The sequence below is a fragment of the Streptomyces sp. NBC_00250 genome, assembly GCF_036192275.1.
Classification (GTDB): Bacteria; Actinomycetota; Actinomycetes; order Streptomycetales; family Streptomycetaceae; genus Streptomyces.
Genome location: NZ_CP108088.1, coordinates 8,289,459 through 8,301,187, shown reverse-complemented (window position 1 = coordinate 8,301,187; position 11,729 = coordinate 8,289,459). Strand labels below are relative to the sequence as shown.

At 69.5% G+C, this 11,729-nt stretch carries 8 protein-coding genes; 1 reads left to right on the top strand and 7 read right to left on the bottom strand.

Features of this window, described 5'->3' with window-relative positions:
• Positions 1-115 precede the first annotated feature (115 nt).
• From OG259_RS37410 to OG259_RS37380, 7 genes are read right to left on the bottom strand one after another with little or no spacing between them, the layout of a single operon-like run.
• Positions 116-3,652 carry a ThuA domain-containing protein gene (locus tag OG259_RS37410; RefSeq protein ID WP_328946300.1) on the bottom strand — a complete coding sequence of 1,179 codons (3,537 nt, stop codon included), beginning with the start codon at positions 3,650-3,652 and terminating at the stop codon, positions 116-118.
• Positions 3,653-3,687: 35 nt separating this feature from the next.
• Entirely contained in the window at positions 3,688-4,521 is an 834-nt protein-coding gene (locus OG259_RS37405) for a sugar phosphate isomerase/epimerase family protein (RefSeq protein ID WP_328946299.1), read from the bottom strand.
• Positions 4,522-5,718 carry an ABC transporter substrate-binding protein gene (locus tag OG259_RS37400; RefSeq protein WP_328946298.1) on the bottom strand — a complete coding sequence of 399 codons (1,197 nt, stop codon included), beginning with the start codon at positions 5,716-5,718 and terminating at the stop codon, positions 4,522-4,524.
• A gap of 2 nt (positions 5,719-5,720) precedes the next feature.
• Positions 5,721-6,689, bottom strand: coding sequence for an ABC transporter permease (locus OG259_RS37395; protein WP_328946297.1), 969 nt, complete (start codon positions 6,687-6,689; stop codon positions 5,721-5,723).
• Complete coding sequence (locus OG259_RS37390; RefSeq protein ID WP_328946296.1) at positions 6,686-7,675, bottom strand: ABC transporter permease; 990 nt, start codon at positions 7,673-7,675, stop codon at positions 6,686-6,688. The genes OG259_RS37395 and OG259_RS37390 overlap by 4 nt, the downstream gene beginning before the upstream one ends.
• A complete protein-coding gene (locus tag OG259_RS37385) occupies positions 7,672-9,108 on the bottom strand; it encodes a sugar ABC transporter ATP-binding protein (RefSeq protein ID WP_328946295.1) in 1,437 nt (478 codons plus the stop codon). Before OG259_RS37385 ends, OG259_RS37390 begins: the two co-directional genes overlap by 4 nt.
• Complete coding sequence (locus OG259_RS37380) at positions 9,102-10,190, bottom strand: Gfo/Idh/MocA family protein (protein WP_328946294.1); 1,089 nt, start codon at positions 10,188-10,190, stop codon at positions 9,102-9,104. The genes OG259_RS37385 and OG259_RS37380 overlap by 7 nt, the downstream gene beginning before the upstream one ends.
• Before the next feature lie 120 nt (positions 10,191-10,310).
• Here OG259_RS37380 and OG259_RS37375 point away from each other — a divergent pair, with 120 nt between their 5' ends.
• Positions 10,311-11,480, top strand: coding sequence for an ROK family protein (locus OG259_RS37375; RefSeq protein ID WP_328946293.1), 1,170 nt, complete (start codon positions 10,311-10,313; stop codon positions 11,478-11,480).
• Positions 11,481-11,729: the final 249 nt, after the last annotated feature.

Here is an 11,729-nt window from a genome sequence, read left to right as displayed (position 1 = left end):
GGGGAGCGCATAGACCGGGGCCCGGCGCCCGAGTGTGCGGGCGCCGGGGCGGTGAGGTCCGGGGGCCGCCCCAGGCGCTGGGGTGCGGAGGCGCCGGGACGGCCGGTCGGGTGTGTCAGCCCACCTGGGTGAGCTTCCACTTCTGGTTCGATCCGGTGTGGCAGGCCCACTGGATCAGCTGCTCGTCATTCGCGGTGGACTGGTTCGGAACGTCCACGCACTTGCCGCTGGCCACCGAGACGATCCGGTAGGTGTCGGTGCCGACGGACTCCAGCTTCCACTTCTGGTTCGCGCCGGTGTGACAGGCCCACTGGATCAGCTTCGCGCCGTCGGCGCTGGACTGGCCGTAGACGTCCAGGCACTTGCCGCTGTGCTGCGCGGTCAGGGTGAATGTGCCGTTGCCGGCGTCCGTCAGCTTCCACTTCTGGTTGGTGCTGCCGGTGGCGGTGTACTGGACGACCGCGGCGCCGTCCGTGGCGGAGCTCCTGCTCACATCGACGGCCTTGCTGTTTCCGGCGTTCGTCAGGGTGTACGTCTTCCCGGCCTGCGGGCCGGTGGACGAGCTGTCGCCCGCGCGGAGGAAGGTGAGCGCGTCCAGGTCGAACCCGCTCCCGGTGCGGCCCTTGAAGACGGCGTACACGGTCTGGGTGCCGCCCGGGTCGGTCACGGCGACGGGCGGCAGTGTCTGGTAGGTGTCCCATCCACCGGTGCTCGTCACCGGGACGGTGGCGATGAGCGTGCCCGTGGGCGAGCCCGCGCGCAGTTCGACGGAGCCGCCGGAGGCGGCGGGCGAAGACGCCCGCACCGACACCGACGTGACGCCGGACAGGTTCAGCGGCGAGAAGGAGATCCAGTCGCCGTTGGAGATGTCCCCGATGCGCTTGCCGCCCTCGGCGCCGCTCTGCTCGACGATGCGCACGCCGGACTGAGCAGTGAAGTACTCGGCCTGCTTGTGCCGGGGCTGCAGGGTGGCGGTGGTGGTGCCCTGCAGGCCTCCCTTGTCGGTGTAGTCGGCGGAGAGGACGTAGAACGTGTTCGCGTCCGCATCGTGACCGGAGGCGGTCGTCTGGATCTCGCCCGAGCACCCGGTGAACTGGCCGGTGTCGTGGCTGTGGCTGTCGTGTCCCAGCGCCGCGGTCACGACGACCTTCGAGCAGTCGACGGTGCCGTCCTCGGGGTCGGTGACCTTCACCGTGTACTTGATCTTGTCGCCGAACGCGATGACCCCGCCGTTGCCGGGCGCGGTGAACGTGACCTTGGGACGGGTGTTGCCGACGACCACGGGCACGCTGGTGGTGCCGGTCTTCCCGCCGGCGTCCTTCACCGTCAGCCGCGCGGTGTAGTCGCCGTTGGCGGTGTAGGTGTGGGTGGGGTTCTGAGCTGTGGAGCTGGACCCGTCGCCGAAGTTCCACGAGTAGGTGAGCGCGTCACCGTCCGGGTCGGCGGAGCCGGCGGCGGAGAAGGTGACCTGGAGCGGTCCCTGGCCGGAGTCCGGGGTGGCGGATGCCTTGGCGACCGGGGTGCGGTTGCCGGCGACGTATTCGATCCGGTAGATGCCGTCGTCGGTGTTGGCGTGGCCGTAGCCGAGGCCCCATTCAGCGAGGTACATCGCTCCGTCGGGGCCGAACTTCATGTCGATGGCCGCGTGCGGGGCGATCTGCGCGACCAGCGGGTTGATCTTCAGCAGGCCGCCGTTGGCGTCGAGGCGGAACTCCTTGACGGTGTTGCGGCTCCACTCGTAGAAGAACGGCGTCTTGTCGTAGTACTGGGGGAACTTGCGCTCCGAGGTGCTGGCCGCGTCGTAGTGGTAGAAGGGGCCGCCCATCGGGGCACCGCCGCCGCCGGTCGCTATCTCGGGGAACTCCTTGGATTCGTGGTAGTTGTACCAGACCGTCGCCGGCTTGGCCGCGGGCAGCTTGGTCAGGCCGGTGTTGTTCGGCGAGTCGTTCACGGGGGCCGCGCAGTCGAACTTCGCCCCCGAAGTGCGGGTGGTGAAGTCGTAGTTGTTGAACGGCGTGTTGTTGCCCGTGCAGTACGGCCACCCGTAGAAGCCCGGCGTCTTGATCAGGTTCCACTCGACCGTGCCCTCGGGGCCGCGGTCGGGGTTGGCCGCGTGCGAGTCGGGACCGTAGTCGCCGAGGGAGATCCAGCCGGTGTCCTTGTCGACCGCGAACCGGAACCCGTTGCGGAAGCCCATGGCGTAGATCTCGGGCCGGGTCTTGGCGGTGCCGGGGGCGAACAGGTTGCCCGACGGGATGGTGTAGGTGCCGTCGGCCTCGGGGTGGATCCGCAGGAGCTTGCCGCGAAGGTCATTGGTGTTGGCAGAGCTGCGCTGAGCGTCGTAGTGCTCGCGGCCCTGCCGTTCGTCGATCGGCGAGAAGCCGTCCGAGGCGAACGGGTTGGTGTCGTCGCCCGTCCCGATGTACAGGTTGCCGCCGGGGCCGAAGGCGAGGTAGCCGCCGGTGTGGCCGGGCTCGTCGACGGTGCGGTAGGCCGGCACCTCGATGAGCTTCTTCTCACTGGTCATGTCCAGCGTGTCGTTCGCGTTGACCTTGAACCGGGAGACCCGGTTGACCTCGGCCGTGCCGGCGGGCGAGTAGTTGAGGTAGATGAAGCGGTTGGTGGCGAAATTCGGGTCCAGTGCGAGACCGATGCCGCCGTCCTCACCGCCGTCGTAGACGTCCAGGATGCCCGCGGTGTGCGTCTCCGTCTCGCCCTCGTGTTCGTGGATGACGTGCACGGACCCGGAGCGAGAGATGTAGAAGACCTTGCCGTCGGATGCCACGTCCAGCTCCATGGGCTGGTCGGGCGCGCCGTCGAGCGTCACCTTCTGGAAGCGGCTGGAGACGGTACCGCCGCAGTCTCCGGCCTCCGCGCCCGCGGCCCACTTCACGCCGCCGAGCAGGTGCTTCTTGAAGTTCGCGTCGGAGTACGAGGACGCTTCGTGGCCCATCGCAGTGGCCCAGACCTTGCCGGTCTCGGCGACACGGCACCAGGAGATCGGGTGGTCGGCGCCCATCTTGGAGCCGCCCGCGTCGTAGGTGGTCTCGTCCGCGGTGACGAGCACGTGGACGTTGCCACGCGCGTTCTTGTCGAAGTTGTACCACTCCTCGGAGCGCACCCACTTCTCCGGGAGGCCCTTGGTGGACGGGTGCACCCGGTCGGCGACCTTGGCGGTTCCCTGCTGGATGGTGGAGTGCGCCGTCATGTGCGCGCCGCCCATGACGGTGTCGTCCCACCAGGGGAACTGAGAGTCGATGTTCATGTCCGTGGCGTTGTGGACGGCGACGACGCCGCGGCCGCTACGGACGTACTTCTGCATGCCCTGGCGCTGTGCGTCGTTGTCCCAGACCATCCCGGAGGTCTGGAACATGATGACGGCGTCGTATGTGTTCAGCGTCGACGAAGTGAAGATCGAGGAGTCCTCGCTCTTGTCGAGCTGGAAGTTGTTGTCCTTGGCGAGCTGCTCGAACATCGTGGTGCCGGCGGAGATGGAGCCGTGCCGGAAGGCACCGGCAGCCGTCTTGGTGAACAGCAGCACCTTGAACGCCGGTGCGGCGAAGGCCTGTTGGGCTGGTATCTGGACGAGAAGCAGCGCCAACAGCGTCCCGGTGAGTACCGAGAGCGCGCGGCTCAGGCGTGAGCGATGCACTGGAAGTCTCCCTGGTAGGGGGCGGAAAGTCAGCCTCAGAGGGTTCGAAGGAACGCCAGGCCGTCCTTGGCCAGGGCGTCCTGGGTCACGGCCAGCGGCCGCCACACGGAGGCGGCGGTCGCGATCGTCGCGTTGTCCGGGGTGAAGGACTCGATGACCAGCGGGCCTCGGTAGCCGGCCTCGTCGACGGCCAGGGCGAAACCCGGCCAGTCGAAGTGGTCGGCTCCGGGAGCTCCGCGGTCCGTCCCGCACACCTGGAGATGTGCGATCCGGGATCCGGCGTCCCGGATCGCCTGCAGCGGGCTCCTTTCCTCGATGTTGAGGTGATAGGTGTCGAGGGCGAGCCCGCATTCCTCGGGCAACGCCTCCAGGGCCTGCTCAACGGTGTTGATCAGGCTCGTCTCGTAGCGGTTGAGCGGCTCCACGCCGATCCGCACCCCCCGGTCGGCGGCGTAGGCCACCACCGGCTTGAGGTTCTCGCTCAGTTCGGCGTAGGCGGACCTGCGCTCGTCGCCGTTGAGCTTCCAGGTCCGTCCGACCGAGGCGTACGCCGGCCCGCTGATGGCGGGGGCGCCCAGGGTCACCGCGACGTCTACGCAGTGCCGCAGGTAGTCCTGGGTCTCGCGGACCACCTCGGCGGGCGCGGCGACCAGTTCCCGGCCCGGCGGCATGACGAGCACCACGGAGGCGGCCAGGCCCAGCCGGGCCAGCAGGTCCGCGGCCCGGGCCGGGTCCCAGTCGCCCGGCTGCTCCACCGGGAGCTCGATGACGTCGAACCCCCACTCGGCGATGCGAGGGGCGAGCCGTTCCACTCCCCCGTCGGTCAGCGGTGAGGCCCAGACCCAGGTGTTGACCCCGAGGGAACGCATCTACTTCCCGCCCCACTTCTGCGGGTATCCGGGCATGTCCTCGCAGCCGCAAAGCGCGTAGTGCAGGGGCGGCAGTCCGGGCTTGAGGTACTGGTCGAGGTTGTCCTGGGTGACCTTGGGCTGGGGCAGGTTCCAGACCTTCGGCACGCTCTCGCCCTTGAGGATCTTCAGTGCCGCGATGACCGGGGTGCGCCACTGGTAGGTGGGGTAGGTCGGCGCGACGGCCGTCAGGCCGGCGTCCTTCCACTTCTGCAGGAAGTCCTGCTGGTCCTCCCCGTTGATCGGCGGGACGGGCAGGCCGGCGTCCTCGAAGGCCTCCACGGCGGCGACGGAGTTGGCGCCCGCGTCCATCCAGACCCCGTCGATCTTGCCGAAGCGCTGGATGTAGTCGCTGACCACAGCCTTGGTCTTGGCGGCATCACCGTCGGTGAACTCCACGCCGACGACGTCGAGTTCGCTCTTGTCGAGGGCTTCCTTGGCGGCGGACCAGCGGGTCTCCAGGACGTCCACGCCGGGCAGGATGCGCAGGGCGAGGATCTTTCCGCCGGGCTTGACCTTGTCGATCAGGAACTCGGCCGCGTCGGCGCCGAAGGCGTACCCGCCGATGGGCTTGATGAAGGTGACGGGGCAGTCCGTCTGCACGCCCCGGTCGAAGACGATCACGGGGATCTTGGAACAGGCTCCCTTGACCGCGGGGGTGAGCGTGGCGGTGGTGTTGGGTGAGACGATCAGGGCGTCGCAGCCCTTCGCCTGCAGTTCGGCGATGTCGGAGATCTGCTTGTCGTCCTTGCCCTCGGCGTCGAGGACGGTGAACTTCGCGATCTCCTTGTGGAGCGCGACCTCGGCCTGCATCGTCTTCCAACCGACCTGCCGCCAGGGGTTGTTCACCGCGGCATTGGAGAAGCACAGGTTGTACGGGCCCGCCTTCTTGTGGGCGGAAGTGTCGATCGGCTGCGGGTCGATGGCCTGCTCCCACGGCTTGTCGGCGGGGCCGGTGGGCTGCTTCGCGCGCATCGCGAGCTGGGCATCGTAGTCGGCCTGGACGAAGAACTTCGACTGCGCGCCGGTCTTCGACTTGCCGGCCTCCTTGCCGCCCGTGGCCGCCGGGCCTCCGGGGCTGTCGGTGGAACAGCCGGCCAGGGGGATGAGAGCGGCGAGTACGGCGCCTGCGACGAAGCGTCGGGGGGTGGGCGGCATGACTATCCCTTCGAGGGGGCGGGGGTGGGTGCGGCGGGTGTGGTACGGGTGGGTACCGCCCAGGAAGGCAGGCGTACGGAGCCCAGGGCCACGGCGGCGATGAGGATGACGCCCTGCACGGTGGCTTCCAGCGCGCCCGAGATGCCGTACAGGTTGAGCAGGGTGAACAGTGCCTCCAGCGTGAAGGCGCCCGCCATGGCTGCGACGACCGAGCCACGGCCGCCGCCGAGCACGACCCCGCCGAGCACGACCGCGGTGACGGCCTGGAACTCCAGGCCCTGGCCGACCTGGGCGGAGACGCCGGCGAACCCGCCGAGCAGGATCGCGCAGACGGCCGCCGAAAGCCCGGACAGGGCGAAGGCGACGGTCTTGACCCGCAGCACGCGCACGCCCGAAAGGGCGGCGGCCCGCGGATTGTCGCCGGTGGCGACGAGGGTACGGCCGAAGTCGGCGCGCATCGCCACGACAACGGCGGCCGTGACCGCCAGCAGGATCAGGACGGACCACGGTACGGTCCCGAGGCTGCCGCGCCCGAAGGTACGGAACTGCTCGGTCACCGCGCCCCGCGGGGCACCGCCGGTCCACAGGAAGACAGCACCGGCGAGCACCAGCATCATGCCGAGGGTGGCGATGAACGACGGTACCCGCAGGACGGTCGTCACCAGGCCGTTGACGAGGCCGACGAAGGTTCCGAGGACGAGCAGGAGGAGCAGCACGGGCCAGGTGGCACCCGGGTCCCCGTCGATCAGCGCGGCGGCGACGACGACCTCGGCGGTGACGAGCGAGCCGACCGACAGGTCGAACTCGCCGGAGACGACGACGAAGTACTGGCCGGCGGCAAGGATCGCCAACGGGGCGGCTCGCTTGACGAAGGCGAGGAAGCCCGGGAGTTCGAGGAAGTACGGGTTCGCCACCGCGATGGCGATGAGCAGCGCGGCGAGGACCGCGAAGACGGGCAGGTTGCGCCTCACTGGGAACGCCTCCGTCGGGCATAGATCGCCAGGGCGGCGACGAGAACGATGCCGCGTACGACGTCCTTGGCGAAGGAGTTGACTTCGAGCTGGTTGAAGACGCTGTCCAGCACGGCCAGGAGCAGGACGCCTCCGACGGTGCCCGCCACGCCGCCCCGGCCGCCGGCGAGAGCGGTGCCGCCGAGGACGACGGCGGCGATGGACTCCAGGTCGTAGCCGCCGTCCGTGCCGACTGTGGGCGCTCCGGCACCGAGCCGGGCTGCCAGCAGCAGGCCGGCCACCCCCGCGAAGAGCGAGCAGAGCACGTGGGCGGTGATGATGACGCGGTCGGTGCGCACGCCCGACAGCCGGGCGACGTCGGGGTCCCCGCCGACGGCGTGGATCCGGTAGCCGAGGGTGGTGCGGCGCAGCAGGAACCAGGCCGCCACCGCGATCGCGGCCCACAGCAGGGCTGAGACGGGGACCGGGCCGATGCGGTCGTAGCCCAGTCGCTGGAAGGATTCGGGCACCGCCCCCGCGGGTCCGTCGTACCGCTGGTCCAGGATGCCCTTGATGATCAGGGCGATGCCCAGGGTGGCGATGAAGGCGTGGACCTTCAGCCGGGTGATGACCAGCCCGTTGACCAGGCCGGTGAGGGCGCTGACGGCCAGCACGGCGCCGATCGCCGGCAGCACGCCGTAGCCGGCCATGGTCTCCGCGGCGACCAGGGAGACGAGGCTGATGAGGAAGGCCACCGACAGGTCCAGGGACCCGGCGAGGATCACGAGGGTCTGGCCGACGGCCACGATGCCGAGCGCCGCCGACCGCTGGAGGATCCCGACGGTGTTGACCTGGCTGAAGAACTGGCCGTCGTCGACCAGGAAGAGGCCCCAGGCCAGCAAGGTCAGGAGTGTCAGTGCCAGGTAGACCGGCCGGGCCGGGCTGTCGGAGCCCAGGTCACGGAAGGCGGCCGCCTTCGGTACGGGGATGCGCAGTTGTTGGGTCATGATGCGGCTGCCAGTTCCATCACGGCTTCTTCCGAAGCGCCTGCGGGGAGGTGACCGGCGATCCTTCCGTCCCGCAGGACGACGATGCGGTCGCTCATTCCGATGAGTTCGGGGAGCTCGGAGGAGATCATCAGGACGGCCATGCCGCGTTCGGCGAGTTCTCGTACAAGCTCGTGGATGGCCGCCTTCGCGCCGACGTCGACGCCGCGGGTCGGTTCGTCGAAGAGCAGCACGTCTGGGGCGACGGTCAACCACTTGGCGAGGACGACCTTCTGCTGGTTGCCGCCGGAGAGGTAACGCACCTCCTGTTCAGGGCGGGGCGGGGCGAGACGTACCCGGGCCAGCAGGTCCAGGACCGCCGATCCGGTACGGCCCCGGCGGGCCCTGGCGACGAGGAGTGCGTTGTCGCGGACCGACTGGTGCAGGGCAAGCCCCTCGGACTTGCGGTCCTCGGTGACGAGGCCGATGCCGAGGGCGATGGCCTGCTGTACCGAGCCGGGCCGCCGCGGGGTCATCTCGCCCCGGGTGAACGGCGCGGCGCCGAACAGTGCCTTGGCCAGTTCGGTGCGGCCCGCCCCCTGCAGACCGGCCACGCCGACGATCTCCCCCGCGCGGAGGTCGAGGTCGATGCCGTCGAGCGTGTCGTTGCCGCCGCCGCGGACGGAGATCAGCGTGGCACCGGGCGGCCGCACGGCGCGCGGAGGGTAGTAGTCGGTCAGCTCGCGGCCGACCATCAGGCGGACCAGGTCGGCGGTGGTGAGCTCGTCGGTGGCCCTGGTGGTGACCTTCCGGCCGTCCTTGAGGACGGTGACCCGGTCGGAGAGGTCGAAGATCTCGCGCAGCCGGTGGGAGACGTAGAGGACGGCGATGCCGCGGTCACGCAGCCGGCGGACGATGCCGTAGAGGAGTTCGACCTCATGCTCGGCGAGTGCGGCGGTGGGTTCGTCCATGACCACGATCCGGGCGTCCACCGAGAGCGCCTTGACGATCTCGACGACCTGCTGCTGGGCCAGCGACAGGCGGCGTACGAGGTCACGCGGTCCGAAGGAGTCCTCGCCGAGCGAGACGAGCAGCTCGGCGGTGGCCGCCTCCATGGCATCCCGGTCGACGAGTCCGCGGCGGGCGGGCTCGCGGCCGAGGAAGACGTTCTCGGCGACGGTCCGTTCCGGCAGCAGGGTCAGTTCCTGGTAGATGATCGACACTCCGGCCCGCTGGGCGTCCAGGGGGTGGCCGAAGTTCACAGCGCGGCCGTCGATCTCCACCGTTCCCTCGTCGGGCGCGTGCACCCCGGCGAGGACCTTCATCAGGGTGGACTTCCCGGCACCGTTCTCCCCGATGAGCGCGTGCACCTCGCCCGCCGCCACGTCCAGGTCGATGTCGCTGAGGACCCGGGCGCCGGGGAAACTCTTGCCGATGCCGGTCATCCTCAGCATGTGACCCACCTGTCGGTTCGAGCGGACTCCAGCACGGCGTCGGTGATGACGGCGGCCCGCGCACCGTGGGCGAAGGTCGGCAGTCCGTCACGGTGTTCGCCGCGCACCGCGGCGTAGGTGTCGGCGACGAACGCGTCGAAGCAGTCGTGGAACCCCTGGGGGTGGCCGGCCGGGAGCGGGGAGTAGGCGCGGGCGGATTCCGAGAGGGTCAGCGGATCCCGTACGAGGGCGCGGGAGCCGGTCCGCGCGCCGAACCACAGCTGCTCGGGGTTCTCCTGGTCGAAGGCGAGGCTGCCGGTGGTTCCGGAGATCTCCAGGAAGAGCCGGTTCTTGCGTCCGGGCGAGACCTGACTGACGGTGAGCGAGCCGAGGGCCCCGGAGGCGGTGGCGAACTGCACGGTGGCGATGTCCTCGGTGAGGACACGCGCGCCCGCCCTGTTGCTGACCACCACGGCGGTCTGGGCACAGACCTTGGCGATCCGTTCTCCGGTGACGAACTCCGCCAGGTCGCACCAGTGCGAGCCGATGTCGCCCACGGTCCGGCCGGGCCCCCCGAGTGCGGGGTCGACGCGCCAATTACTGTCGCTCGACTCCAGCAGCCAGTCCTGCAGGTAGCTGCCCTGAATCAGGCTGACCCTGCCGATCTCGGCGAGCCTGGCACGGGCCTCGCGGACCATCGCGTGGAAGCGGTACACGAACGGAACGGTGGCGACGAGCCCGGTCTCAGCGGCGCGTTCGGCCATCAGCGTCGCCGTCGCCGCGTCGATCGCGAGCGGCTTCTCGCAGACGACGGCCAGGCCGGCGTCGAGCGCCTTCAGCGCGAGGGGGGCGTGCAGGTGGTTCGGGGTGCAGACGTGCACCACGTCGACGGAGCCGGACTCGATGAGCTCCTCGGCCGAGCCGAAGGCGCGGTCCGCACCCAGGAGTCGGGCGCCCTCGGCCGCGGCTTCCGCGTCTGCTGCGGCGACGCCCACGAGTCGTGCGCCCGCCTGCCTGATGGCCCTGGCATGCACGCGACCGATGAAGCCAGTTCCGATGATCCCCACTCTGACTTCCGATTTTTGGCGTCGTATATCTGACATGGTTCGGGATCGTAGGGAGGACTTATGTCGAGCGTCAAGCAAAAGTGCAGGGGTCAGATACAATTGCCCGCGTGGCACAGTCCGCTGTGACCGATGCCGTCGACGATGAGGAGACATCGAGTGACCACGGAGGCAGCAGGCGCAGGCGCACTTCTGGCGATCCTGCGTGACGGCCACGCCCGTACCCGCACCGACCTCGGGCAGCTGACCGGCCTCGCCAGGTCGACGGTGTCGCAGCGCCTGGACTCGCTGCTCGAACAGCAGTGGATCACCCCGGCCGGAGAAGCAATCTCCTCGGGCGGACGGCCCGCCGTGGCCTTCACCTTCAACGGCGCGGCACGTCTGGTGCTCGCCGCCGACCTCGGCGCCACCCACGCGCGGATCGCACTCACGGACCTCAACGCCCATGTACTGGCAGAGCTCAGCCGGGACATACGGATCGACGAGGGTCCCGAGCAGGTACTGCCATGGCTCGTCGAAGCGTCCGGGACACTTCTCGCGGAATGCGGCCGCACGGCCGCCGAGTTGTGCGGTGTCGGCATCGGACTTCCGGGACCGGTGGAGCACAGCACCGGAAGGCCGGTCAACCCGCCGATCATGCCCGGCTGGGACGGCTTCGACGTGACGGGGTGGCTCGGCTCCCGACTCGGCGTGCCCGTCCTGGTCGACAACGACGTGAACATCATGGCTCTCGGGGAGCACTGGGCAGCGGACCACGAGGTCGAACACCTCCTCTTCGTCAAGGTCGGTACCGGCATCGGGTGCGGAATCGTCACGGAGAACCGGCTCCACCGGGGCGCTCAGGGAGCGGCCGGCGACATCGGCCACATCCAGGTGGCGGCTGCCGCGGACCAGCTCTGCCGGTGCGGCAACACGGGCTGCCTGGAAGCCATCGCCGGTGGTGCGGCCCTCGCGGCGCGGCTGACCGCAGCGGGCGAGAACGCCACCGACGGCCGGGACGTGGTTCAACTGGTCCGCGCGGGGAGTCCGTTGGCCGTTCAGCTGGTCCGCCAGGCGGGGCGGGACATCGGGGAGGTCCTCGCCTCCTTGGTCAATTTCTTCAATCCCGACACGATCGTCGTCGGCGGGGATCTCGCAGATGTCGGCGAGCACCTCCTGGCTGGCATCCGCGAGACCGTCTACAGCCGCTCACTGCCCCTGGCCACACAGCACCTGACCATGCGGGGGCGCGTGCTCGGCGACCAGGCCGGTGTCATCGGCGCGTCCGTCATGGTGATCGAGGACGTCCTCGCCCCGGCTGCGGTGGACCGCTCGGTGGCGGCGGACTGAGCAGGCCGCGAACGGTACGGCGGCGCGTACGGGGCCGGTTCACATGGACGTCGGCGAGGCCGACGGGGAGTGCGGACGATACGCCAAGCACCACGACAGGCACACAGACGCGATGCAGGCGGACGTGGACGGGGAGGGGCCACGGGAACCTCGGGTTGTCTGAAATTTCACCAAGAGAACACAATCGCACCCCGCCTCATCGGCATGCGGATGCAACAATCAACCACCATCGTGTTGATTCACGCGTGA